The following is a 25457-nucleotide window of genomic DNA, read 5'->3' on the forward strand; positions in this document are numbered from 1 at the left end:
ACGCCAATGTTCAGTATGCTCTTCTTGCTAATCCGTGTCGGATATGAAGAATGGCGCTCACCAAAGCATGTCGAGCAACCCTTTCGTAGTGGTTGCTCGCTGCCAGCGGCAGGAAGGCCATGGCTTTTCACGCCGCCTGGCAGCGTCGACAAGATCAAAAACCCGCCAAAGCGAGACCGACATGTCGGAAACAACGTCCATCATTCCAGCGCCGATTCTGGCGTTGATCGATGCAGGCAATGGCCTGCTGTGGGGCAGCGTATTGATCTACCTGCTCATCGGAGCGGGTCTTTTCTTCACGGTCATGACCAAGGGCATCCAGTTCCGCTACTTCGGGCACATGTGGAAACTGCTGGCCACCTCACGTCAGGGTAGCGAAGGTGGGATCTCCTCCTTCCAGGCGCTGGCCACCTCCCTGGCGGCACGTGTCGGTACCGGTAACCTGGCCGGTGTCGCCGTGGCGATTTCCCTGGGTGGCCCGGGTGCCATCTTCTGGATGTGGATGACGGCACTGGTGGGCATGTCCACCAGTTTCATCGAGTCCACCCTGGCCCAGGCCTACAAGGTGTCACACGATGACAATACCTTCCGTGGTGGCCCGGCCTACTACATCGAGAAGGGCCTGGGACAGCGCTGGATGGCGATCCTGTTCTCCGTGTGTCTGATCATCGCCTTCGGTCTGGCCTTCAACTCCGTGCAGTCCAACTCCATCGCGCTGGCCATGGAGCAGGCCTTCAGCGTGCCGCCGTGGATCATGGGCGTGATTCTGGTCGTGGTGATGGTTCCGATCATCTTCGGTGGCATGAAGCGCATCACGCGGACCGCCGAGCTGATCGTGCCGATCATGGCGCTGCTCTATCTGCTGCTGGCCATCTTCGTCGTGGCGATCAACATCACCGAGCTTCCGGCGGCACTTGGCACCATCTTCCGCAGCGCCTTCGGTCTTGAGCAGGCAGCAGGTGGTGCACTGGGCTACACCATCGCGCAGGCGATGATGAACGGCATCAAGCGCGGTCTGTTCTCCAATGAAGCCGGCATGGGCTCTGCGCCGAATGCCGCGGCGATGGCGACCACCCGGCACCCGGCTTCCCAGGGCTTCGTCCAGATGCTGGGCGTCTTCATCGATACTCTGGTCATCTGCACCGCAACCGCTGCCATCATCATCATGAGCGGCACGCTGGGCAACGATGGCGGCAATGATGGTATCCAGATCACCCAGGCGGCGTTGACCTCGCAGGTCGGCAGCTGGGGGGGTGGCTTCGTGGCGATCGCCATTCTGCTGTTCGCCTTCACCTCGCTGGTGGCGAACTACTCCTATGGCGAGTCCAACATCGAGTACATCTCGGGCAAGAAGAACGCCAAGCCGGTCATCATGCTCTATCGCTTTGCGGTGCTGGGCATGGTGATGCTGGGCGCAGTCGCCAGTCTCAAGAACATCTGGAACTTCGCTGACCTGTCGATGGGGGCGATGGCGCTGATCAACCTGATCGCCATCCTGCTGCTGTCGCCGCTGGCCTTCCGGATCTTCAAGGACTACGACCGTCAGCACAAGGCCGGTCAGGAGCCGACCTTCGACCCCGAGAAGTTCCCGGAGCTCAAGGGCAAGGTCGACCCCGCCATCTGGAAGAAATGAGCGTCACCCATGAATGCCCGCGGTGCGGAATGAGGCGTCCACCTCTCCCTGACCACCCGGTCAGAATCTCCGTGATTTGACATGCCAATGGCCGCGCATCGTGATACGATGCGCGGCCATTCTGGTTCTCGACGGCGAGATATCGCGCGAGATACCGTCAATCGTCAGCTGTTATGCCGTCTGTCAGGGTTCCCTCACCCCTGCTGTTGGCCTGGAACCAAAAAGGACCTCAGATGCTCCTCCTCACCGCGAGTCAATCGCGTCGTGCGCTCGTCGCACTGTCCCTGTTTCATATCCTGATCATCACGGCCAGCAACTACCTGGTGCAGTTGCCGATGACACTGTTCGGCTTCCATACCACCTGGGGTGCCTTCAGCTTCCCGTTCATCTTCCTGGCCACTGACCTGACCGTCCGGCTGTTCGGCAAGGTACATGCTCGCCGCATCATCGCGCTGGTCATGCTGCCGGCATTGCTGGTCAGCTACATGATCTCGGTGATCTTCCATGGCGGCAGCCTTGCCGGGATCGAGGCGTTGGGCGAGTTCAATCTGGTCGTGGCACGCATTGCGCTGGCGAGCTTCATCGCCTATGTGATCGGCCAGCTGTTGGATATTCAGGTCTTTGATCGTCTGCGTCGCAATGCTCACTGGTGGGTCGCGCCCATGGCATCGACGCTCTTCGGCAATCTCGCCGATACCTTCGCCTTCTTTTCGGTGGCATTTCGCAATGGCCCGGACGTCTTCATGGCGGCACATTGGGTCGAGATCGCCTGGGTGGACTACGCCATCAAGTTGATCATTTCGCTGCTGCTCTTCCTCCCGATGTACGGTCTGTTGCTTGGCTGGTTGACGCGTCAACTGCTGGCGAGAGGCTTCATCGCCGGGCGTGAAGGCGCCTGATCAGTCCGACATCTCCCTGTACTCGAATTGCCGCCACGATGTGGTAGCCTTGAGAAAAACAGGGAGTTGATCTGCAATGAAAATCGCGGCGGTGTACAGCATCAAGGGCGGTGTCGGCAAGACGGCTTCTGCCATCAACCTCGCGTATGTCGCTGCCAACAGTGGTCTCAGAGTGCTGTTGTGGGATCTGGACCCTCAAGCCGCCGCGACTTTCTATGTGCGGACCAAGCCCAAGCTCAAGGGCGGCGTCGAGAAGCTGATCAGCGGCAAGCAGGACCTGTCACGCGTGATCCGGGCGACCGACTATCGCAATCTGGATGTCCTGCCGGCCGAGTTCTCCTATCGCAATCTCGATCACATTCTCGAGGAAGAGAAGCGCTCTCGCCTGCGCAAGGTGTTGAAGCCGGTGCGTGACGATTACGACCTCGTCATCCTGGATTGCCCCCCGAGTATCTCGACCCTCTCCGAGCAGGTCTTCGCGGCCGCTGATACGCTGCTGGTCCCGATGATTCCGACGGTGTTGTCACTGCGCACGCTGGAGCAGCTCAATGCCTATCTGGCCGAGATCGATCTCGATGTGCCTGTCTGGCCATTCTTCACGCTGGTCGATCGTCGCAAGACCTTGCACAAGGATGTGATGGAGTCCCTCAAGCAGGACCATCCGCTGCAGCTCAGTGGGCATATTCCTTACTCCAGCATCGTCGAGCGCATGGGAATCGAGCGCAAGCCGGTGCCGGTCTTCTCGCGCAACAGTGCTCCGGCGGCAAGCTACCGAGAGTTGTGGAAGGAAGTCGGCCAGCGCCTCGGGCTGCTCAAGGAGCCGGCAGCTGGTGAGGGGAAGGCAGACGCAGACGCGAGCATGCCTGAGACGAGCACGACCGCTGGCACGTCCACTGCCAATCAGTCCGCTCAGCCCTCGGACAAGCCGGATGTCAGCATCGGCTCCAAGGCCAGGGCAGCCAGGTCGTCCACCGCGAAATCGTCTGGCAAGCCCTCTGACAAGTCTGCCGGCAAGCCCTCCGGGAAGTCGGGAGCCAAGCGCAGCAAGAAGGGCGGCAACCTCGGCGATTGATGCCCAGCGTCTCACTGAGGGATGCCCACAATGCAAGAAGCCCCGCACTGGCGGGGCTTCTTGCATTGTGGGGGAGGGTGACTCAAAGCCCGGGCAGGCCGGAACTGGCATCGGCATCTTCCAGCAGGCGCTTGAGCGGTGCATGCAGGGCCGGTGAGGCTACCACGATATTCTCGCCATACAGCTCCTCGGGGATGCCGTCCGGGCAACGATAGAGGTGACCGGTACGTGCGCCGGCTTCGCGGGCAATCAGCAGGCCCGCCGCAAAGTCCCAGGGAGAGACGCTCTCATAGTAGGCATCCAGGCGGCCGCAGGCGACATCGCAAAGATCCAGCGCGGCACTGCCATTGCGCCGGACATCCTGACACACCAGCAACATGGCAGAGAGACGTTTGAGCAGGGGAGGACGGCTGTCCCGGTTATAGGGGAAGCCGGTCGCGACCAGTGCGCGGCTCATGTCTTCGGTCTCGCTGACCGTGATGCTCTCGCCATTCATCCAGGCTCCCTTGCCGCGAATGGCGGTGAAGGTCTCGCCGAGGAAGGGCGCGTGAACCACTCCCATCTGGATCTTGCCACGCTCGCACCAGGCGATGGAGACGGCCACATGGCGCAGCCCGTGAGCAAAGTTGACGGTGCCGTCGATGGGGTCGATCACCCACAGGCCTCCCTTGGTGCCGATGACGTCGCGCTCGGGCGATAGCTCCTCGGTCAGGCGTGCATCTTCAGGGAATTCGGCCTCGAGCGCCTCGGCAAGGAAGGTGTCGATCGCCACATCGATGTCCGTGACCAGCTCATCGCCTTTCTTGTAGTGGTGCGCGAACCCTTGCTCCTCGCGCGCTTTCACCATGCGTTCTCCCGCGTCTCTGGCCAATTGCGTTGCACGTTCCAGGCGTTGTTCCAGCGTCATGTGGCTCTCCAGCAGCGATGATCAGGTCAGATGAGTTGACGCTCATCCCTCCGGTGACCTCCTGTATAACAGACTCATGTGGTGAGTTCAGCCTCGAGGGAGGGAGCGGGCGCCCGAAGGGTGTGCTCAGGCATCCGATTCAGGCGTTGCATGCCCCTTCATGGTGCTTTCCCTGCAAGGCGTGCACTGCCAGCGGGAGGTGGCGAGGGCCGCTTCAGCGATTATCCCGTTATCTTGATAGGGCGTTTTCTCAACACGCTTCCTGAAGCATCCCGCTTGGGGCCCTGACGAAGACCCGGCCAGCCCCGGCCAGTAGCGGAGAGCCTGTCCCATGGAAGGCATGACGTGTCTGACCGGGGCTTCGTCAGGACTGGCCGGTGGGATCTGGGGATTCAACATCCGTTTCATTTTTTGATTTCTGGCGCACTTGTTGCAGTAGTCTGGTCATGGCGTTCGGCAAGCCGCCGAACCTTCCCGCATTCAATGCCCTGATGCACAAGGAGCGAACGTGACCCCGATCCCTGACCAGATTCATCCCCCGCAGCGCCTCCTGATGGGCCCGGGCCCGATCAACGCGGACCCACGTGTGTTGCGTGCGCTGTCAGCGCCATTGATCGGCCAGTACGACCCCGCGATGACGCATTACATGAACGAGACGATGCAGCTCTATCGCGGCGTCTTCGAGACCCGGAACGCGGCGACCCTGTTGATCGATGGCACATCACGGGCCGGGATCGAGGCGGTGCTGGTCTCATTGATCCAGCCGGGGGAGCGTGTACTGGTGCCGATCTTCGGCCGTTTCGGTCATCTGCTGCGCGAGATTGCCGAGCGCTGCGGTGCCCAGGTGCACACGCTGGAATGTGAGTGGGGCGAGGTCTTTCGTCCCGAGCAGATCGAAGCCGCCATTCGCGAGGTGCAGCCAACGCTTCTCGCGCTGGTACAGGGCGATACCTCGACCACCATGTGCCAACCGCTCGAGGAGATCGGTGCCATCTGTCGCCGTGAAGGCGTGCTGTTCTACAGCGATGCCACGGCCTCGCTGGCGGGCAATCCGCTCAAGACGGACGAGTGGGGGCTGGACGCTGTCACCGCTGGCCTGCAGAAATGTCTCGCCGGTCCGTCTGGCAGTTCGCCGCTGACGCTGTCGCCGCGTGCGGTGGAGGTGGTGCATGCACGTCGGCACGTCGAGGCCGGGATCAGCAGTGGGGGCGATCGACTGGCGGAGCCGGGCGCGCGTATTCGCTCCAACTATTTCGATCTTTCCATGGTGCTCGATTACTGGGGAGAGCTGCGCCTCAATCACCACACGGAGGCCACCAGCATGCTGTATGGCGCGCGCGAGTGTGCGCGACTGCTGGTCAACGAGGGCATGGACAACGCCATCGCGCGACATGCGTTGCACGGTCAGGCGATGGTCGAGGGACTCAAGGGGCTGGGGCTTGCGCTGTTCGGTGACCAGGCGCATCGCATGAACAACGTCAGCGCGGTGAGGATTCCGGATGGCCTGGATGGCGAGGGGTTGCGTCGCAGCATGCTGGAGGATTTCGGCATCGAGATAGGCACCAGCTTCGGGCCGCTGCACGGCAAGGTCTGGCGCCTTGGCGTGATGGGCTACAACGCGCGTCGCGATACGGTACTCACCACGCTGGCGGCGCTGGAGCAGACTCTGCGACGCGGTGGCGTCCAGTGTGTCGCCGGCGGTGGTGTCGGCGCGGCGCTGGACTTTTATCAAGAGCATCAGGACCAGCCGGCGGGAGAGCGGCCATGACCATTGATGTGTCCCGAGCGCGCACGACAGCGGGCATCGCCCCACTGGAAACGGCGGCGGACGTGCTGGCAGCCTGCGATGCCCTGGCGGCGATTTCACGCAGTGACAGCGGGATCGATCGCCGTTATCTGACGCCTGAGCATGCAGCGGCCAATGCCACCACGGCGGCCTGGCTCAAGGCGGCAGGACTTCACAGCTGGCAGGACGGGGCGGGCAATCAGTGGGGGCGATGGTGCCCGGAAACGCTCTCCAGCGAGAGCGAGGCGCCGCGGCTGGTGATCGGCTCCCATCTGGACAGCGTACCGGACGCCGGTCGTTATGACGGGATTCTGGGCGTGCTTCTGGGCGTCGCGGCGCTGACCCACTTCCAGCAGCGTGCTGAACGGGAGGGTGCCGGCTTGCCGTTTGCGCTCGAGGTGGTCGGCTTTGGCGATGAGGAAGGCACGCGCTTTGGCGCGACCCTGCTCGGCAGCCATGCCATCGCGGGCAGCTGGCAACCGGGATGGGAGCTTCTGGAAGATGAGGAGGGTATCAGCCTGGGGGAGGCGCTGACCGCCTTCGGGCTCTCGGGGCAATCGGCGGCTAATGCCAGCCTGCAAGCGACTCCGCCGCTGGGCTATCTGGAAGTGCATATCGAGCAGGGGCCGGTGCTGGAAGCCGAGAATCTGGCACTGGGCACCGTGACGGGTATCGCTGGCGCGCGTCGCTTTGCCGTCAACTTCGCCGGTCAGGCCGGCCATGCCGGCACCACACCGATGGCACTGCGTCAGGATGCGCTGTGTGCCGCGGCAGAGTGGACTCTGGCCGTCGAGACCCTGGCGCGTGAGGTCCAGACAGGCAAGCGCGCTGACATGCCGGATCACTCACTGGTGGCCACCGTGGGGTGTTGCGAGTTGCGTCCCGGTGCGGTGAATGTCATTCCCGGCGCCGCGGCGTTGAGTCTGGATATCCGTGCCCTGGACGATGCACAACGTGACCGGGCGCTGGAGGAACTGCTGCATCAGGCCCACCAGATCGCCGAGCGTCGCGGCGTCACCTTCCGTTGTGAGCAGACCCACGCCGCGAATGCCGTCGCCTGTGATGAAGGGTTGATGCAGGCAGTGGATATCGGTATCGCCGCCACCGGACAGGCGCCTTTCCGGCTGCCCAGCGGTGCCGGCCATGACGCCATGGCGGTGAGTCACCTGTGCCCGGTGGGCATGCTGTTCCTGCGCTGTGAGCGGGGCATCAGTCACCACCCTGCGGAGGCGGTGACGGAGGCGGATGTCGCCAGAGCACTGGCGGCCTTGATTGCCAGCATCGAGGCAGTGGCCGCCAGATATTCATGTTGATCATCGGCGGCCAGAAGATGGCATGGGCGGCTGCCTAGCTCGCGTCCAGCAGGCCCGGCAGTCGCACTGCGGCAATGGCATCGATCTGATTCAGGGCTTCCTGAAATTCCGTCTCGGTGGATTGCGGCAGGCGTCGTTCCAGTTCGGCGAGGATGCTTGAGGCGCTATGGCCCTTCACGCAGATGATGAAGGGGATTCCGTGACGGGCCTGATAGTCGGCGTTGGCCTTGAGGAAGCGTTCGCGGGTGGCGTCATCGAGCTGGTCCAGCCCCGCGCCACGCTGTTCGCCTTGAGAGGCGGGCGTGAGACTCTCGAGCTTGCCGGCCGCCAATTCCGGGTGGGCGTCGATCAACTGGCGGCGCTCGGTCTCGCTTGCTCGGCGTACCGCCTCGGCACAGGCGCTCAGCAGGGCTTCGGTACTGGCAAAGGGGCGCTCTGCAGCGGCGCGTTCCACTACCCAGTCGGAGTGCTCATAGAGGCCGCTCAAACGACGAGCAAGCGCTTCTGGTGGCAGGGCGTTGAGGGTGTCCAGCATTGCCAGATATTCCATCGGGGTTTCGATTGGCATGTGCCTTGCTCCAGAGAAGAAAAGAGAAAAAGACGTGAAGAATCCATTGCTTGCAAGGCACATGCCGCCGCCAGACAAGCCGGGACTCGCCCTCGAGGCAGTGCGTCTGCCGGGGAGACGTGTCCCCTGCACCTTGACCGTCAGGTCAGATTAGGCGAGTGCACTCCTGCGGTGCAATGCCACCAAAGCCCTGAGCCGTGACATGCCGAGCGCCATGCATCATTGATCGGATCAGCGGCTGCATCACGGACAACGCGTCAATGTCACACGCTATCCATCACAAGGAAATGACCATGCCCAGACTTACCACGCATGTGCTCAACCAGGCTGAAGGCATCGCCGCCAGTGGCGTCACCATTCTCCTGGAGCGCCAGGATGCGCAGGGCAACTTCCAGCAGATTGCCCGAAGCATCACCAATCAGGATGGCCGTGTCGAGGCGCCATTGCTGGAGAACGCGCCATCGAGTGACGACGATCACTCCGGCGTCTACCGCCTGACGTTCCAGATAGGGGACTACTTTGCCGGGCGTCCGGTGGGCAAGGGCATGCTCGGGCGGGTGCCGGTCGAGTTCACGCTGGAGGCCAACGGCCACTATCACATTCCGCTGCTGGTCACTCCGTGGGCCTACAGCGTCTACCGCGGCAGCTAAGGAGCCGGCATGAGCGCATATCTCCTCGATTGGGCAATGCTGCTGACACGTTGGCTGCATGTCATGGCGGGTATCGCCTGGATTGGCGCCTCGTTCTTCTTCATCTGGCTCGACAATCGCCGCCAGCCTGCCCGTCATGCCCTCGATGGTCGTCCGGGGGGCGAGCTCTGGGTAGTGCACGGCGGTGGCCTCTACCATCTGTTTCGCCATGACGGCGTCAGTGAGACGCTGCCCAGCGAGATCCACTGGTTCAAGTGGGAGGCCTACGTCACCTGGCTGTCCGGGATGGGGCTGTTCACGCTGATCTACCTGCTGCAGCCGCAGGCCTATCTGATTGATCCGCGCGTGTTCGAGATGAGCGGCAGCATGGCCGTCGGTAGCGCACTGGGACTGCTCCTCGCAGGCTGGCTGGGCTACGAGGCGCTGTGTCGCAGCCCCCTCAAGCGCAGCGCTGCGGCGCTGTTCGTCGCGGTCGGTGTCTGGCTGACGCTGGCGGCCTGGTTCGCGACGGAGCTGTTCTCCGGGCGCGCCGCCTTCCTGCTGATGGGCGCGCTGATGGGCAGCATCATGGCGGGCAATGTCTTCAACGTGATCATCCCGGGTCAGAAGGCGCTGCTTGCCGCCGCGCAGCGTGGCGAGACCCCGGACCCGATCCACGGTCAGCGCGCCAAGCAGCGCTCGGTGCACAACACCTTCATCACGCTGCCGGCGGTCCTGATGATGATCAGCAACCATTACCCGCTGCTGTACGCCAATGACTATCGTCTCGGCGTCATCCTGCTGCTGCTGGTGACGGGGGGGCTGATTCGCATCGCCACGGTGGATCACCACAAGGGTGTCAAACGACGTTGGGTGCCGGTGGGAGCCGTAGCGGCGCTGATCGGCGTGATCGTGCTGTGTGCACCACGCGCTCAGCCCGTTCCGGCAACGGCCGGAAGCGCCGCGTCTTCACCGTCCGTGGCGGCCAGCAACACCGCTGACAATGCGGTGATGGGAGAGAATGAGGCTCTGCGCGAGAAGGTCCGCCATATCGTCGAGCAACGCTGCGCCGGCTGTCACAGTGATTCGCCGACGTTGATCGGGCTTACCGCGCCGGCCGCAGGGGTCGCCTTCAATGGCTGGGAGGACATCCAGCGTCAGGCACTGCGCATCCACCAGCGCACGGTGGTCGACAAGAGCATGCCGCTGGCCAACATGACCCAGATGACCGATGCCGAGCGTCAGATGCTGGACGACTGGTGGCAGGCGACACGCTGAGAGAGTGCCGGGTCAGTCATGCATGTCATCGCTACAGTTGTGGGGCGTTCGGCCGATAGTCGTGATACTTCACTCACGGATCGGAATCGCGCGCAATGATGACAACAAGAAGGCGACTGGCCCGCGCCAGCGTCGGCAGCAAGTTGGCCTTGCTGGTGCTGGGGTTGATGATGGTGGCCTTCATCGTGCTGGGACTGGTGTTCTCCACTGCCAGCAAGCATCAGGTGGAAGAGGGCACGGAACGTGCCCTTGCCCAGCAGCAGCAACAGATCACCAATACCATCGAACTGTTCGATACCACCATGCAGGCCAGCGTGACGCGCATGCTCAATGCCTTCCTGGCCACCATCCCGGACAATTTCACGCGGATAGAGACACGCCGCCTGCCGATCGGTCAGCGAGATGCACCGGCGCTGCTCAATGCCGGTTTCATGCTCAATGATCAATCCGACTATCTGGCCGATTTTGCCAAGCGCACCGGAGCCCCGGTCAGTTTCTTCGTGCGCGATGGTGATGATTTCGTGCGCATTGCCACCACGCTCAAGACCGAGGATGGCTCGAGCCTGCTCGGGCTGACGCTGAGTGGTGGGGTCAAGGAAGCACTGAATGCCGGCCAGCCCTATACCGGCATGCTCTATCTCGCCGGCCATCACTACATGACGCGCTATCGCCCGATCACCGACTTCAATGACAACGTCATCGGAGCCTCCTTCATCGGAGTGGATATCGGAGCGCAGATCGATGAGCTCTACGCCACCATCACCAGTATCCAGTTGCATGACAAGGATTTCAGTCTGGTGGCCAGCACGGCGGCTGAGCAACGTGGGCAGGTATTGACCGAGGGGCCGTGGCAGGGCCGTTCATTGACGGACTTCAAGGATGAGGCGGGCCGGTCGGCCATGGCGCCGCTGTTTGCCGCCGATAGTGGCCAGTTTGAATATCGCCTGGCAGGCGAGGACAGCTCACGCATCACTCGCTTCCAGCACTACCCGGCATGGAACTGGGTCGTGGCCACCACCATCGACAAGGACGAGGTGACCGCTGGCATCACCCGTCTTCGCAATCAGGTCTTCGGCCTGGCGTTGCTGCTGGCGCTCTCGGTGGCCGCCATACTCTATTTCCTTGAGCGTCGCTTGATCAGTCGCCCGCTCGATGCCCTGGTCAAACTGGCTCAGGCACTGGCGCGTGGGGATCTTTCCCAGCGCATCACGAGCCAGCGTCAGGACGAGATCGGCAAGCTGACGGACGCCATGAACAGTATCGGTGAGGACCTGAGCCGCGTGGTCGGTCAGGTCCGGACGACCACCGTCGCCGTCAATCAGGCCGCCGGGGAGATCGCCCAGGGCAACGAGGAGCTGTCGGCCCGCACCGAGCAGTCGGCGTCGAGTCTGCAGGAAACCTCCGCCTCGATGGAGGAGATCACCACGACGGTGCAGCACAGTGCCGATTCCGCTCAGCAGGCCAGCCAGCTGGTCAACTCGACCTCGGAACAGGCGCGCCGTGGCAACGAGGACATGAACAAGGCGCAGGCGAGCATGGAAGACATCAATCGCTCTGCCGAACGCATCAACGAGATCATCAGCCTGATCGACGGCATCGCCTTCCAGACCAATATCCTGGCGCTCAATGCGTCGGTGGAGGCTGCGCGGGCCGGCGAGCATGGGCGTGGCTTCGCGGTGGTTGCCCAGGAAGTGCGAACGCTGGCGACACGCTCCAGCGATGCCTCTCGTGAGATTCGCGGTCTGATCGATGAGTCCATCTCCCACACGCAGCAGGGTGTGGCACAGGTGAAGGACGCCAGTCATGCGATGGCCGAGATTCTGTCGAGCGTCGAGCGTGTCAACGACATGATCGCCGAGATCAGCGCCGGTGCCCGTGAGCAGAGTGCCGGGGTCGGTCAGGTGAATACGGCGGTCAGCGAGCTGGATGCGATGACCCAGCAGAACACCACCTTGGTCAATCAGGTCAGTGGCGCGGCGCGCAGCATGAGTGCCCAGGCACAGTCGCTGGAGTCGTTGATGTCAGGCTTCAAGGTGGCTGGCGGGCATGATGGGGCGAACCCGCACATGTCTGATGCAAACGCTTCTCCCCGACAGGAGAGTGCGGCGTTTCATCGGGCAACGCAGTCGCCGCGTGATTCGCGATTGCGCGAGGAAGAGGAATGGGAGGCCTTCTGAACCGGACTTGGGCATCATCGCCTGACTCGAGAACTGTCTCGAGGACTGACTCGAGAACCGGATAGGCGCACCTCGGGCGAGAGGGACAATCCGCGACGCCATGGCACGTTTAGCAGGCCCCCATCGACGATGTGTCGATGGGGGCCTGCTGGGTATCAAGCGCGCGGTGGACACGCCTTCAGCCTGAATGACGCGCCGCGAAGCGCGCCAGTTCATGTGGCTGGCAGGGTTCACCCACGAAGATTTCCACATAGTCAGCGACGCGCCCGATGCGCTCCGCGACGCTTTCCCGGGTGCGCATCGAAAGGTAGCCGATCTGGGTCAGGTAGATGGTGCGCGCTCGGACATCGGCCTGGGATTCAGGCTGGCCATGACGCATCAGCATCGCGGTCAGTGCCTGAATGCGTGTCTGATCCGCCTGGTCGACGACGGCGGCAACGTCCTCGTTCTGCAAGCCCCAGTTGCGGATCGCCAGCTCGAAGCGAGAGTCGAACAGCGACTCATCCAGCCAGCAGTCGAAGACATTGAGCATGGCCTCCACCACCGTGGCGGCGTATTGCTCGCAGCGCCCGATCAGCCTGGCGGTATTGTGGGCATCCCAACGGGCGAGCAAGGCGGCGAGCAGGGCATCGCGGTCCTTGAAGCTCCAGTAGAAACTGGTGCGAGACAGCCCCAATGTCTTGGCCAGCGTCAGAACGCGTACCGAGTCCACGCCTCCGAGCAACAGCTGCTGATAGGCGGCCTCCAGCCAATCCTCGGCCTTGCCACGTCCTTCCGTTCTGGCGCTCGCACTCTCGGGTCGTGTGGCGGTGGTCTCTGACATGGGCGGGCTCCTGAAGGGGCTGACAGGCGGGGGATGCAGTCGTCGGGGTCTCGAAGATCCAAGCGTGACACCCGTACGGGGGGGAGTGGCGTGGCTCGAGCATGCTGTCTGCGACAGGGATGATTCTGTCTGCGCCAGCGGGACAAGAATGCCATTTCCAGCGACGCACGATCTGGATTCTAGGGCTATAGTCAGCTCATGTACACATGTGTACACGATCAAGGCATCTCTGTTTGTGATGTCTCATGACCTGACGTTCAGGAGGCCGCATGGCTCAGGATCCGCTGCTCACACCGTTCACGCTCAAGCACCTCACTCTCAAGAATCGCTTGATGATGACCTCCCACGAGCCCGCCTATCCCGAAGATGGCATGCCCAAGGCACGTTATCGCGCCTATCACGAGGAGCGTGCGCGCGCCGGTATCGCCTTGACCATGACAGCAGGCTCCGCCTCGGTCGCCCGGGATAGTCCGCCGGTATTCAACAATATTCTCGCCTGGCGTGATGAGGTGGTGCCCTGGCTGAGCGAGCTGACCGATGCCTGCCATGAGCACGGTACCGCAGTGATGATCCAGCTCACCCACCTGGGGCGTCGAACGCGTTGGGACAAGGCCGACTGGCTACCTGCCGTGTCGGCGTCGCATCGTCGCGAGGCGGCTCATCGCGCCTTTCCCAAGCGGGTCGAGGACTGGGACATCACGCGCCTGATCCAGGACTATGCGGACGCCGCAGAACGCATGAAAGCGGCGGGTCTTGATGGTATCGAGCTGCAGGCCTACGGGCATCTGATGGATCAGTTCTGGTCACCACTGACCAACACCCTGGAGGGGCCCTACGGCGGCAGTCTCGAGAATCGACTGCGCTTCACCATGGAAGTGTTGAGCGCGATTCGTGCCCGGGTGGGCAACGAGTTCATCGTCGGGGTGCGCTACACCGGGGATGAATGCCTGAGTGGCGGCCTGGATGCCAGTGATGGCCTTGCGGTCTCGCGTCTGCTGCGCGATAGCGGTCAGGTCGATTTTCTCAATGTGGTACGCGGCCATATCGATACTGATGCGGGCCTCACCGATGTCATCCCGATCCAGGGCATGGCCAGTGCGCCGCATCTCGACTTTGCCGGACAGATTCGCGAAGCAATGGATTTCCCGACCTTCCACGGCGCCAAGATTCAGGACATCGCCACCGCGCGCCATGCCATCGCCACCGGCAAGGTCGACATGGTCGGCATGACGCGTGCCCACATGGCGGACCCGCATATCGTGCGCAAGCTGTTGGCCGGCAAGGAAGAGGATATTCGCCCCTGTGTCGGGGCCAACTATTGTCTTGATCGCATCTATCAGGGTGGCTCCGCCTACTGCATCCACAACGCCGCCACCGGGCGTGAGCTGGAGCAGCCGCATGACATCGCACCGGCCGAGGTCGCCAGGAAGGTGGTGATCATCGGGGCGGGACCGGCAGGGCTTGAGGCGGCACGTGTCGCCGGTGAGCGCGGCCATCAGGTGGTGGTGCTGGAAGCGGCGGATCAACCCGGTGGCCAGATCCGCCTGACCGCACAGAGCGAGCGGCGTCGCGAGATGATCGGCATCATCGATTGGCGCATCAGTCGCTGCGAGGCGCTGGGCGTCGAGATTCGCTACAACGTCTTCGCCGAGGCCGATGACGTGCTGGCGGAGCAGCCGGATGTGGTCATCGTCGCCACGGGCGGCTACCCCGAGGAAGACATGCCGCAGGTCGGCAGTGAGCTGGTCGTCTCCAGCTGGGACATCCTCTCTGGCCATGTCACGCCTGGCCGCAACGTGCTGCTGTTCGATGACGCGGGAGACCACGCCGCACTCCAGGCCGCCGAGATGATCGCCAACACCGGTGCCAGGCTCGAGATGATGACGCCAGATCGCACCTTCGCGCCGGAAATCATGGCCATGAACCTGGTGCCCTACATGCGCAGTCTGCAACGTCTCGCCGTCACCTTCACGCCGACCTATCGCCTCGGCGGTGTCGCGCGCGGTGAGGAGGGCCAGTTGATCGCCCAGATCGGCAGTGATTATCTGGATGACGCCGTAGCACAGGGCAAGGGCACCTGTGCCTACGCGGATCAGCGAATCGTCGATCAGGTAGTCGTCAACTACGGCGCCCGCCCGATGGAAGATCTCTACTTCGAACTCAAACCTTACTCGCGCAATGGCGGGGCAGTGGACTATGACGCCTTGATCGCAGGACTCGCCCAGCCTGCAGACGGCCCAAGTCCTGAGCACACCGAGCGCTCAGCAGACGGCAAGTTCCAGCTCTACCGCATCGGCGATGCCGTCGCGACCCGCAATACCCATGCGGCAATCTATGACGCGCTGAGGCTGATGAGGGTGGTGTGAGGGTGAGCAGAGAGGTGGGATATCACAGGGGAGCCATGGCAAGGGACAAAGAAAGGCTCACGTATTGTCTTGAGAGAAGGTGTGGATCACTCGCCCCATGACCCGCTGACAAGACAGCAAGCCCATCTTTTCAGTCGAGGTACTGTCAGGATGGGTACCTTCCAGCCAGAGCATGCCGTCTGGTTGTATCTCACGGATGCGCTTGATGATGCGGCCGAAGTGGGGGTGCCGTGCCACCACGATATCCCCGACGCGATAGCGCGATTTCCAGCGTTTCAGCGTGACGACATAATCTCCCGGCGCAAGGCCGGGAGACATGCTGATGCCATTGACGCGATAGAGCCCGATGGGCATTCGTTCACTCTTGATCAATTCACTCTTCATCAGTTCTTTGGCGCATCATGTCGCTGAATCAGTCCAGCTTCGGATAGACGACAGTTTCAGACGGCGGATACGGGCAGGTGGCGGTAAAGGTGGTGAGTCCCTTGGTATCCCAGAACGCCGCGGCGAATTCATTGATGAGGGTCAGCAGTTTCTCGCCCTTGTCGCGCTCGATGCCCTGTTTGCAGGCAGAGCCGGCCAGCATGATGCTGTGGACCAGTGCATCGATGTCCGGATAGGCGTCACGCTGAGGCTGCTTGATGTAGTCGCCCCAGATGATGCGGATCTCATGCTTGGCTTTCTCGGCGTGGCTTTCCTTCTGCTCCACCAGACGGGCGAGCAAGGCCTGGTCTGCCAGCGTCAGGCTGTCCTTCTGGCCCAGCTCATTGATCAGGTCCATGAAGCGGATCACGCTGAGTGCGGCGATCTGCGCAGCGGACGGGTCATAGATCTTGCAGGGAATATCACAGTGCGCGGAGGCCGCAGGGAGTGAGACCAGTCGGTCAACGGTGCGGAGCAGGGCATGAAGCATGTTCAATCCTCCTTTTGCTGAGTGTTGTGACGTTTGTGACGCGACTGACGAATGACAAAGAACGCGGTTCCGATGACGGCTGCGATGGCGCCATAGAACAGGGTGTGAACGAGGGGGCTGCTCCAGTCACTGTGGTCATGTCCCGGGTGGGCCAGTGCCGTATTGGCGGCGGTCAACAGCAGCAGTCCACTCGCGATGAGGGGTTTCTTCATGCCATATCTCCTGTGGGGGTGAGGATCAGTGATGGACCCGCGTCGCCGCATGACGCGCGGGGGTTGGCCGATAAGTCCGCTGACGAGAGACGCCTAGCCATTGCACGGTATTCATGATGTCCATTCGCACCTGGCCACTGCCGCGCAGCAAGGCTTGCTGGTGGGCATGGCACAGGCCCGGGGCGGAAAGCGCATGGGAGAGGCGGGCATGGGCAGCCTGCAGGGCGCTCATCGCCTGCGGGTGCTGCCCTTGGGCGCGATAGAGCTCCGCCAGGTTCTGATAGCTCACCACCAGCGCCGCGACGCCGCCTTCCGGGTCTGCACAGGGCATCAGAAAGATGTCTGCCAGGTGGCAGGCACTGAGATAGTGCTGCTCTGCCATGACGTAGTCGCCCTGTTCGAACAACGCATTGCCTGAGCGGGTTTCACGCTTCCATTGGTCCATGAGGCCCTCCTGTGACCAGGTGTCGTCAGCATGCCAATCTTCATGATTATGATTATGATAATCATTATCATTCAATAATGGTGCAATACCTCGACTGCTGCAAGGGCTCAGGGAGAATCCGTCAGGGACGTCCTGTGATACGTCTCAGGCTGGCAGGGCCAGGCAGGTGATGTCAGCGAAGCACCGAGCTTGAATGGGAGGGCTCATTGACGACTGGCAGTCGCCGGGGACGATTGGGGAAGACGGTCGCTGCCGCCATCAGACCCGGGTGAGGCAGAGGGTGTCGGGCATTCAGGTGTCAGGGGCGCTGTCGGGGCTGAGGCATAGCGCTGTCTGGCCGTGTGCATGATGGTCTCCATGCTGGCGTAGACCATGTAGAGCTCTCCCAGATGCTTGTCTGTCCTTAGCGTGGCATCGTGAAGCGGCAACAGACCGAAGCGCTTGAAGATCTTCATGTTGGCGCGCTTGCACAACGCCAGAATCCCATCACCATTTCTGGATTTCACATGGCGTGCCGCTGCAGCCATCAACAGATTGCCATGGGCGAAACGTTTGGCCTCCGGGGCCATCACCAGACGGCTGAATTCATAGATGGCACCTTCTGGGATGGAAACGACATCACTGTCGTCAAAGAGGGTGCGCGACTCGAGACCGCCAGGTGTGATGCGAATGCTGCCCAGCAAGGTATCGTGCTGTGTGTCCATCAGGCAGATATGCTGACTGTTGCTGTCGATCACGTCATCGTGGTCCGTGTGCTTCTTGAGATATGCCTTGGCGACACCATGGTGTTGGTCACGCAGCTTGAGGACCTGCTGGAAGAGTGGATGGCGACGACCGAAGAATGACACCGTCTCTCGATGGGTCTGATGCGTGAAAGAAGAGGTGAACTGCGTGATGACGGCGACGTCGTGACTGTCTTTCATTCCCTTGCTGACTCCTCGTTTCCTGAGGTGGATGAGATATCTCATGCTTGTGGGATGGTAAAGCTAGCACTTTATTAGTTTTAGTGCATGTTTGTTGCGTCGCCATGACAGGTTCATGATGGGGGAAGCCGGGTGTCGGTCTGCGCGAGACTTTGCCCTGCGGGATCACGCCAGGACTGAAGCGCGAAGAGGGCATGGTCGGATATTTGGCGATATCATTGGCAAAAATGTCGCGAAAATTGGGTTGATGGCATGATTCTGGGTGGTTCGGCGGACGCGGTCATCCATCGTGAGCCATCTTTCCGCCTTGCCAGTGGCGGGGGGGATCGTCGTCCATCGTCAGCAAGGAAATGGCGCAACCTCGAATATGCCATAACGCTACCCAAGGCTCATTGCTGGCGGAGATGTGTTGAGGAAACGGTGATGTGGCGTATCGTTTCCTATCGAGGAATTCGTCGAAAGCGATCTCACCTTCGCGAGGTTAGCCTTGGGTGACGGGCGAAAATGGCGAAGACATCGAGTCTGATGTGTCGCTTCCGATCACGAGATGCCACGAAGAGGGTTGTGGTCAATCTGCCAATCGGCCGAGATGGCAATGGAGCATGGTGGGGATGCGTGATTCAGGGGTGATGCACTGCCAGAATCACCTTACATGACACACTTGAAGGAGTTGACGATGGCGCTCAAGATTCTGGTCTTTCTGGGGTCGGTACGGACAAGTTCCCCCCCATCCCCCGCACGTCTGGGAGAGCGGGTCGCCAGATGTTGCATGGCCAAGCTTGAGGAAAGTGGTCATGAAGCGGTGTTGATCGACCCCCTGAATTACGATCTCTCGGACCCCTTCAAGCCGCTGTTTTCCTATGCACAACGCAATGCCCCTCAGGATTTGCTGACACTCGCCCAGGAAATTGAGTCGGCGGATGGCTATGTGATGGTCAGCCCCGAGTACAACCATTCCATGAGTCCGGCACTGGCCAATCTCCTGAATCACTTCGGCAGCTCGCTCTACTCCTACAAGCCCTCGGTGATCGCGACCTATTCCGCAGGCCAGTGGGGCGGCGTGCGGGCGGCGGTCAACATGCGCACCTTCCTCTCGGAGCTGGGCTGTCTGCCGGTCTCGGCGATGATCCACGTGCCCCGGGCCCAGGACGTGCTCGATGAGGACGGCAGCTACACCGAGACTCAAGATGCCCAGAAATGGAGCGGCTATCTCGAGCGGGCCTTCGAACAACTTGCCTGGTGGGCGAATGCGGCCAAGCGCTATCACGAGAGTGAAGAGGGTGAAAAACGCCCCGGTGCCTTCACGCGCAGCCCCTCGCAGCGCAACGCGCCTGAATGAATCACTGAGTGTGGAAAAGCAACAAGGGACTGCCGTGGCAGTCCCTTGTTGCTTTGCGGGTCACTCTCACGCCGCGTCATGCCATCTGGCGGATGGCTTACTCGAAGTAGGCGCGCAAGGTGTCCATGTCATCGGTTTCGGTCAGCGCCAACGAGAGCAGAATGCGCGCTTTCTGAGGGTTGAGTGCGCCGCTGCCGATACCTTCTTCCTTGGCCGTCACGATGCCGTTGCCGGTACGCGTGCTGCGAACGACAGGCAGGCCATCTTCCATCGCCTGCTTCACCAATGGCTTCAGAGTGTCCGGAATGGAGCCATTGCCGCTGCCGGCTATCACGATACCCTTGGCGCCATTGTCGAGTGCCGCGGTGAACAGCGCCGGGTCCATGTCCTGATGGGCGTAGATGATATCGACCTTGGGCAGGCCATCGAGGGACGTCACGTCAAAGTGTGGCTTGTCGGTCGGGGTCGCCGGTGTGTAGTAGAAGTGCGGCTTGCCGCTGATGAAGGCACCCAGATAGCCCTGCTCGGTCGCCTTGAAGGTGTCCATCATGATGGCATTGGTCTTGGTGGTGTAATACGCCGAACCGATGCGGTCGTTGAGCACGATCATCGCCCCACGACCCTCCGCGCCTTCATCGGCGGCCAGCGTGACCGCCTCCAGCAGATTGAAGGGACCATCGGCACTGATGGCGGTCGCCGGACGCATGGCACCCACCATCACCACCGGTTTGTCGCTTTCGACCGTGAGATCCAGGAAGAAGCCGGTCTCCTCCAGCGTATCGGTCCCATGCGTGATCACCACGCCATGTGTGGCATCGCTGGCCAGCGCCTCATTGATCGATTTCGACAGCTTTAGCAGGATTTCCTGATCGATGTTGCTGCTGCCGGTATTGGCGATCTGCTCGCCCGTCACCTCTGCCACGTCTGCCAGTTCCGGTACGGCATCCAGCAGTGCCTGCACGCCGATGCTGCCGGATTTGTAGTTGGTGGTGTCCGTGGAGGAGGCTGAACTGCCCGCTATCGTGCCGCCGGTCGCGTAGATCTTGACGCCCGGGTGATCCGCCGCATTGGCCTGAATGCCATAGGCCAGTGAACAGGCGGCGATCGAGATGGCAGCTACAAGGCGGCGAGGAGTCATGAAGGAAGCTGTGGTCATTGTGGTGAGTCGCTCTTTGTCGTTGTTGTCGGAGTTATCGATGCCAATGGCCTGTCGATACCGTGCTGGCCAATGAACATCCGATGCGTCTGTGCAGAGGCAGGCGGTTTGTCTCATGGTTTCCTCAATCATGAATAAGGAAAGTTTCATGTCATGACGAGGTCTCATCCCCTCCCCCCCGGGGTCTGACGGGGGGAGGGAGGGGGGTGAACCGTACTATTGCCAGCATCAATCTGGGCAGCAATATCCCGGCCAGTTCGTGACGCTGAGTTGGCCGGATTTCATCAGGTCAGCGCTGCACCACCATCACTGCGCGGATCGTGTGCCGCCTCGACCTGGCCATCGGGGTGACGCATCACGGCACCGGCGTGACCCAGGGTGTCGCTGAAGGCCTCATCGAGGACTTCCACTTCATGCCCCAGCTCCCTGAGTGCCTCCGCCATGTCACCCTCAAGGCGCGATTCGAGCTTGAGGCTGGTGCTGACATCGCCCCAGGTGCGACCCAGCAGCCAGCGTGGAGCACTGATCGCGGCCTGCAATGACATGCCGTGGCGGGCGATGCGCGTGAAGACAGCCGCCTGAGTCTGTGGCTGACCTTCCCCCCCCATGGTGCCGAAGGCCATCACGCGGCCATCATCGAAACACGCCAGTGAGGGATTGAGGGTGTGGAAGGGCTTGCGGCCCGGCGCCAGGCTGCGCAGTCTGTCGGGCGCCAGGTCGAACGCCAGCCCGCGGTTCTGCCACATCACGCCACTGCTCGGCAGTACCATGCCACTGCCGAACTCCCAGTAGACGCTCTGGATGAAGCTGACGGTAGTGCCCTCGCTGTCCGTGGCGCCCATCCAGATGGTGTCGCCCTCGGCGGGCTCGTGGGGCCATTCCAGGGCGGCCTGCATGTCGATCATTGCCGCCTGCTGAGTCAGGGCATCCTGTGAAAGATGTACCTGTTGCGTCGCGATGCCGCTTTCCAGCCCGCCCTCGAGGCATTCCGGAGAGGTGATCAGGCTGTCGCGCACCAGGAAGGCGCGTTTGGTGGCCTCGATCAGCGCATGCAGGTGACGCGGTGTATTGCCCTCCGCTTCGCTGATGCCGTGCCTGGCGCTCAATTCATCGTAAAGCCCCAGAATCATCAATGTCGCCAGACCCTGGGTCGGGGCGGGCAGGTTGTATACCTCACTGTCGCGCAGACGCACCTTGAGCGGCGTGACGCGTTGGGCGCGATAGCCGTTGAGGTCCTCCAGGCGCAGCGGACTGCCGGCGGACTGCAGTTCCTGCGCCATGTGCGCCGCCAGCTCGCCTCGGTAGAAATCGTCCAGCCCGGCATCCGCCAGGCGGGCGAGGGTCATGGCAAGCGCCGGCTGACGCAGGCGGGCGCCTTCCTCGAGCGCCATCGGCTCCCCTGACTCGCTCTGCCCCAGATAGCGCTGCGCAAACCCGGGTTGCCGTGACAGCACGGCCAGGTGCTTCTCGCTCAAGGCTTGCTGGCTGGCGCTGACCGCGACCCCGTCATTGGCATGGCGGATGGCCTGGCGCAACAGCGTCGCGAGTGGCAATGGCGCGCGCTCGGCGTCGGAGGTGTCTGCCGAGAAGGCCAGTGCCTCCTGCCAGCCGCCGATGGTCCCGGCCACCGTCAAGGCAGACAGCGGCCCACGGGTGGGAATGCTGTCGCCATTCACCAGGGGAGCGCCTGTCTCGTCATCGGCCACACCGTAGCCTTGCGCGGCGTAGAACTCTCGGCTGGCCAGCGCCGCGGCCGGCCCACAGGCATCGATCGCGATGGGGGCGAGACCGGGTCGCTTGATCAGCCAGAAGCCATCACCGCCGATACCATTCATGTGCGGATAGACCACGGCGATGGTCGCGGCCATCGCGACCATCGCCTCGATGGCATTGCCGCCGTCACGCAGGATGTCACGGCCGGCCTCTGCTGCCAGATGATGGGGGGCAGCGCAGGCTCCGCCGAATCCTCGTCGGGTATGCATCATGGCGTCTTGCTCCTGTGAATGTCGTTGTTGTTATTGCGCCGTTGCTATTGCGCCGTTGTCATTGCGCTGAGGGCGGAGATCAGCTGCCGGTGAACAGGTCGTAGAACATGCGCAGTGCCGTGAACATCAGGAAGATGGCGAAGACCTTCTTGAGCTTGGCGGCATCCATCGCATGGGCCAGCTTGGCACCGATCGGCGCGCACAGCATGGTCGCCGGCACGATGGCGGCGAAACCGAGCAGATTGACGTAGCCGATGGAGCCCGGCAGCAGGTTCGGCTCCCCGATGCCATTGAGCAGGAAGCTGGCGGTGCCCGGCAGGCTGATCACCAGACCAAGCGCTGCGCCCGTGCCCACGGCCAGGTGCATCGGAGTGCCCAGGGTGCTGAGGGTAGGCACGCTCAGCGTCCCGCCGCCGATGCCCATCAGGGTCGAGACGCCACCGATGAAGGTACCCAGCGCGCCACTGCCCAGCGGGCCCGGCAGGCCAGTGCCCAGCACGGTGGACTGACGACGGAACATGTTGAGCGCCACGAGGAAGGCGACAGTGGCGAACAGCCCCATCAGGACCGCGCCGCTGAACAGATTGGACAGCAGGCCGCCGATGATCACGCCGATGATCACGCCCGGCAGCAGACGCTTGAGTATCGCCGGGTCAAGATTGCCCTTGGCGTAGTGGGCCCTGGCCGACATGATCGAGGTGGGAATGATGGTCGCAAGCGAGGTGCCGACCGCCTGGTGCATGCGGACCGCCTCATCGACACCCAGCAGGCTGAAGAGGTGAAAGAGCACGGGCACGATGACGATACCGCCGCCGACCCCCAGCAAGCCGGCCATCACGCCGGCAATCATGCCGGTGACGATGAGTGCGGCGATCAGACCGAGAATCCAGTGCAGTGGATAGGCTGAGAACAGTTCCATGGTGTTTCCTTGTAGTACCCGTATGGCGCGGGGTCATTCATTGCTGGTGAAAGTTGCCGACAGACGACATCGGCAGTCGAGGCATCTCCCTGGAGCGCTTTCTCTCGCGCTGTCTCCGAGGGGGTGCGAGCGGGTTGGCGAGCCAAGACATTACGCGTTGCTGAATTATCTTTTCAATGCCCTTGTGATGGCCAGGCCCCGTTGGTGACGTCAAGTCGCCAGTCAGGCTGGCCATCGTGACCGGGTTACCAGCCGATGGCGTCCGGCAGCCAGGTGGCAAGACCCGGGAAGCAGAACAGCAGCACGACGGCCATGGCCTGCAGTCCCACGAAGGGGAGTACGCCGAGATACAGGTGGCGTGTCGTGACTTCCGGTGGCGCGACCCCCTTGAGGAAGAACAATGCCCAGCCGAAGGGAGGCGTCAGGAATGACATCTGCAGATTCATCGCCACCAGTACGCCCAGCCATACCATGTCGGTGCCATAGCCGATGAAGACCGGCAGGAACATCGGCAGTGCGATATAGCTGATCTCGATCCACTCCAGGAAAAAGCCGAGCACGAACAGTATCACCATCAGGAAGATGAGAGCGCCCAGTTCTCCCCCCGGCAGCAGATTGAACAGGTCATGCACCATGTTCTCGCCGCCCAGACCGCGGAAGGCCAGCGAGAATGGCTGCGCGCACAACAGGATGAAATAGACCATGGCGGTGATGGTCAGGGTCGAGTGCAGGCAAGCCTTGAGCATCGGGAAATCGAGGCGCCGCGCCAGCAGTGCGATCACGAGACTGCCCAGTGCGCCCATCGAGGCCGCCTCGGTGGGGGCGGCCACGCCACCCAGAATCGAGCCCAGTACCGCGAAGACCAGCATCAGCGGCGGAATCACGCTGCGCGCCAGATCCCTCAGCAATTCCTTCATGCCGCCAGCGGCGGCGCGCTCCTCTTCTGGAATGGCCGGGACGAGTTCCGGCTTCCACCAGCCCAGCACCAGCAGGTAGACGATGTAGATGACCGCGATCGCCAGGCCCGGCACGAAGGCGGCGGCGAACAGGGTACCGACGGATTCGCCGAGAATCTCCGACAGCAGGATCAACACGAGGCTCGGCGGAATGATCTGCCCCAGGGTGCCTGAGGCGCAGATGGTGGCCGAGGCCACGCCCGGGTGATAGCCGCGGCGCAGCAGGGTCGGCAATGTCAGCATGCCGACGGTGACCACAGTCGCACCGACGATCCCGGTGGAGGCGCCCATCAGTACGCCGACCAGAATGATCGCGATGCCCATGCCGCCGTTCACGCCACCCATGGCGCGTCCGATGGTCTCGAGCATGTCCTCGGCGACCCGCGATTTTTCGAGCATGACCCCCATGAACACGAACAGCGGTATCGCCAGCAACGTGTAATTGGTGACCACACCATAGAGACGTGCCGGCATCAGGCTGAACAGCAGCGGGCCGAAGCCTGCCAGACCCGCCACGAAACCGGCCACCGCCAATGAGATCGCGACCGGAATCCCGATCAGCATCAGGATCAGGAAGCCGCCGATCATGCTGAGGGCAATCCACTCATTCGGACTCATGAAGGCACCTTGGTGTTGGATGACGTGGTGGAAGAGGCGTCGGGCATGCGGTTTGTCAATGTCAGCAAGGCGCGCAGGCAATCCGCCATGCCCTGCAGGGCAAGCGCGGCGAAACCGATGGGGATGAAGGCCTTGAGCAGGTAGCGATAGGGCAGGCCGCCGGGGTCGGGTGAGCCTTCCATCAGCTGATACGACTGCTCGGTATAGCTCAGGCCGAGCCAGGCAATGGCCGTGCCGATGGCGATGGTCATCAGTGCGCCGAGCAGATCCACCAGCGCACGTCCCTTGGGGGAAAATCGATCATAGAAGACATCGACGCGAACGTCGGCGCGATGCTTGAGGGCATAGGAAATGCCCAGCAGCGCGATGGGGGAAATCAGATGCCACTCGAATTCCTGGAGTGGCACGGGACTGATGCTGAAGAAGTAACGCAACAGCACGTTACTGGCGACCAGCACCACGAGTGCCAACAGCGAGTAACGGGCAATGATGCCCAGCCGCTCGATGATGCCCTCGAGACAGTGGATGATATGCAGCATG

General features: G+C 62.1%; 23 protein-coding genes. 10 read left to right on the forward strand and 13 right to left on the reverse strand.

What is annotated here, in order from left to right; all coding sequences use genetic code 11:
* The first annotated feature begins 181 nt into the window (after positions 1 to 181).
* The 3 genes from OW493_RS11485 (at position 182) to OW493_RS11495 (ending at position 3604) form a co-directional block, all read left to right on the forward strand.
* Positions 182 to 1633, forward strand: coding sequence for a sodium:alanine symporter family protein (locus OW493_RS11485; protein ID WP_136937883.1), 1452 nt, complete (start codon positions 182 to 184; stop codon positions 1631 to 1633).
* Positions 1634 to 1866: 233 nt separating this feature from the next.
* Positions 1867 to 2532, forward strand: coding sequence for a 7-cyano-7-deazaguanine/7-aminomethyl-7-deazaguanine transporter (locus tag OW493_RS11490; RefSeq protein ID WP_077376751.1), 666 nt, complete (start codon positions 1867 to 1869; stop codon positions 2530 to 2532).
* Between the two features lie 76 nt (positions 2533 to 2608).
* A complete protein-coding gene (locus OW493_RS11495; RefSeq protein WP_354670156.1) occupies positions 2609 to 3604 on the forward strand; it encodes a ParA family protein in 996 nt (331 codons plus the stop codon).
* A gap of 82 nt (positions 3605 to 3686) precedes the next feature.
* Here the strand turns inward: OW493_RS11495 and OW493_RS11500 are convergent, their stop codons facing one another.
* On the reverse strand, positions 3687 to 4511 hold the full coding sequence (locus OW493_RS11500) for an inositol monophosphatase family protein (RefSeq protein ID WP_084208767.1): 825 nt from the start codon (positions 4509 to 4511) through the stop codon (positions 3687 to 3689).
* Positions 4512 to 5019: 508 nt separating this feature from the next.
* Here OW493_RS11500 and OW493_RS11505 point away from each other — a divergent pair.
* Both OW493_RS11505 and OW493_RS11510 read left to right on the forward strand, forming a co-directional pair.
* A complete protein-coding gene (locus OW493_RS11505; RefSeq protein WP_255304417.1) occupies positions 5020 to 6279 on the forward strand; it encodes an alanine--glyoxylate aminotransferase family protein in 1260 nt (419 codons plus the stop codon).
* Positions 6276 to 7610: an allantoate amidohydrolase gene (locus OW493_RS11510; RefSeq protein WP_289864251.1), complete on the forward strand. Its 1335-nt coding sequence runs from the start codon at positions 6276 to 6278 to the stop codon at positions 7608 to 7610. Before OW493_RS11505 ends, OW493_RS11510 begins: the two co-directional genes overlap by 4 nt.
* A 34-nt stretch (positions 7611 to 7644) precedes the next feature.
* Here the strand turns inward: OW493_RS11510 and uraD are convergent, their stop codons facing one another.
* Positions 7645 to 8178: a 2-oxo-4-hydroxy-4-carboxy-5-ureidoimidazoline decarboxylase gene (uraD, locus tag OW493_RS11515; RefSeq protein WP_170877430.1), complete on the reverse strand. Its 534-nt coding sequence runs from the start codon at positions 8176 to 8178 to the stop codon at positions 7645 to 7647.
* A 293-nt stretch (positions 8179 to 8471) separates the two neighbouring features.
* Between uraD and uraH the strand changes: the two genes are divergently transcribed.
* The 3 genes from uraH (at position 8472) to OW493_RS11530 (ending at position 12262) form a co-directional block, all read left to right on the forward strand.
* Positions 8472 to 8828, forward strand: a complete 357-nt coding sequence (gene uraH, locus OW493_RS11520; protein WP_077377409.1) for a hydroxyisourate hydrolase — start codon at positions 8472 to 8474, stop codon at positions 8826 to 8828.
* A 9-nt stretch (positions 8829 to 8837) separates the two neighbouring features.
* Entirely contained in the window at positions 8838 to 10085 is a 1248-nt protein-coding gene (locus OW493_RS11525; protein ID WP_289864252.1) for a urate hydroxylase PuuD, read from the forward strand.
* A 95-nt stretch (positions 10086 to 10180) separates the two neighbouring features.
* Positions 10181 to 12262 carry a Cache 3/Cache 2 fusion domain-containing protein gene (locus OW493_RS11530; protein ID WP_289864253.1) on the forward strand — a complete coding sequence of 694 codons (2082 nt, stop codon included), beginning with the start codon at positions 10181 to 10183 and terminating at the stop codon, positions 12260 to 12262.
* A gap of 178 nt (positions 12263 to 12440) precedes the next feature.
* Here OW493_RS11530 and OW493_RS11535 read toward each other — a convergent pair whose 3' ends face one another.
* Entirely contained in the window at positions 12441 to 13085 is a 645-nt protein-coding gene (locus tag OW493_RS11535; RefSeq protein ID WP_176503667.1) for a TetR/AcrR family transcriptional regulator, read from the reverse strand.
* 269 nt (positions 13086 to 13354) lie between these two features.
* Between OW493_RS11535 and OW493_RS11540 the strand changes: the two genes are divergently transcribed.
* Complete coding sequence (locus tag OW493_RS11540) at positions 13355 to 15451, forward strand: NADH:flavin oxidoreductase (RefSeq protein WP_289864254.1); 2097 nt, start codon at positions 13355 to 13357, stop codon at positions 15449 to 15451.
* A 57-nt stretch (positions 15452 to 15508) separates the two neighbouring features.
* Here OW493_RS11540 and sodX read toward each other — a convergent pair whose 3' ends face one another.
* From sodX to OW493_RS11565, 5 genes are all read right to left on the reverse strand, one after another.
* Complete coding sequence (sodX, locus tag OW493_RS11545) at positions 15509 to 15835, reverse strand: nickel-type superoxide dismutase maturation protease (protein WP_289864255.1); 327 nt, start codon at positions 15833 to 15835, stop codon at positions 15509 to 15511.
* 28 nt (positions 15836 to 15863) lie between these two features.
* Complete coding sequence (sodN, locus tag OW493_RS11550; protein WP_176493247.1) at positions 15864 to 16364, reverse strand: superoxide dismutase, Ni; 501 nt, start codon at positions 16362 to 16364, stop codon at positions 15864 to 15866.
* Between the two features lie 2 nt (positions 16365 to 16366).
* Entirely contained in the window at positions 16367 to 16576 is a 210-nt protein-coding gene (locus OW493_RS11555) for a hypothetical protein (RefSeq protein ID WP_077376715.1), read from the reverse strand.
* A 25-nt stretch (positions 16577 to 16601) separates the two neighbouring features.
* Positions 16602 to 17021 (reverse strand): hypothetical protein, encoded by a 420-nt coding sequence (locus OW493_RS11560; protein WP_284728288.1) that lies wholly within the window; start codon positions 17019 to 17021, stop codon positions 16602 to 16604.
* 203 nt (positions 17022 to 17224) lie between these two features.
* Complete coding sequence (locus OW493_RS11565) at positions 17225 to 17944, reverse strand: hypothetical protein (protein WP_141392070.1); 720 nt, start codon at positions 17942 to 17944, stop codon at positions 17225 to 17227.
* A 676-nt stretch (positions 17945 to 18620) separates the two neighbouring features.
* Here OW493_RS11565 and OW493_RS11570 point away from each other — a divergent pair.
* Positions 18621 to 19283, forward strand: coding sequence for an NAD(P)H-dependent oxidoreductase (locus tag OW493_RS11570; protein WP_191236956.1), 663 nt, complete (start codon positions 18621 to 18623; stop codon positions 19281 to 19283).
* Between the two features lie 97 nt (positions 19284 to 19380).
* Here OW493_RS11570 and OW493_RS11575 read toward each other — a convergent pair whose 3' ends face one another.
* The 5 genes from OW493_RS11575 to OW493_RS11595 all read right to left on the reverse strand — a co-directional run bounded on the left by OW493_RS11575 (position 19381) and on the right by OW493_RS11595 (position 25456).
* Positions 19381 to 20439 carry a type II asparaginase gene (locus OW493_RS11575; RefSeq protein ID WP_289864256.1) on the reverse strand — a complete coding sequence of 353 codons (1059 nt, stop codon included), beginning with the start codon at positions 20437 to 20439 and terminating at the stop codon, positions 19381 to 19383.
* Positions 20440 to 20723: 284 nt separating this feature from the next.
* The gene (locus OW493_RS11580) at positions 20724 to 22424 is read right to left on the reverse strand and encodes a gamma-glutamyltransferase family protein (protein ID WP_289864257.1); all 1701 of its coding nucleotides are present in this window, start codon (positions 22422 to 22424) and stop codon (positions 20724 to 20726) included.
* Positions 22425 to 22503: 79 nt separating this feature from the next.
* A complete protein-coding gene (locus OW493_RS11585) occupies positions 22504 to 23343 on the reverse strand; it encodes a sulfite exporter TauE/SafE family protein (protein WP_054556070.1) in 840 nt (279 codons plus the stop codon).
* Between the two features lie 245 nt (positions 23344 to 23588).
* Positions 23589 to 24917, reverse strand: coding sequence for a TRAP transporter large permease subunit (locus OW493_RS11590; protein WP_136937865.1), 1329 nt, complete (start codon positions 24915 to 24917; stop codon positions 23589 to 23591).
* Positions 24914 to 25456: a TRAP transporter small permease subunit gene (locus OW493_RS11595; protein ID WP_289864258.1), complete on the reverse strand. Its 543-nt coding sequence runs from the start codon at positions 25454 to 25456 to the stop codon at positions 24914 to 24916. The genes OW493_RS11590 and OW493_RS11595 overlap by 4 nt, the downstream gene beginning before the upstream one ends.
* Position 25457 lies beyond the last annotated feature (1 nt).

Source organism: Cobetia sp. 14N.309.X.WAT.E.A4, from assembly GCF_030397495.1.
GTDB classification, from domain to species: Bacteria; Pseudomonadota; Gammaproteobacteria; order Pseudomonadales; family Halomonadaceae; genus Cobetia; species Cobetia marina.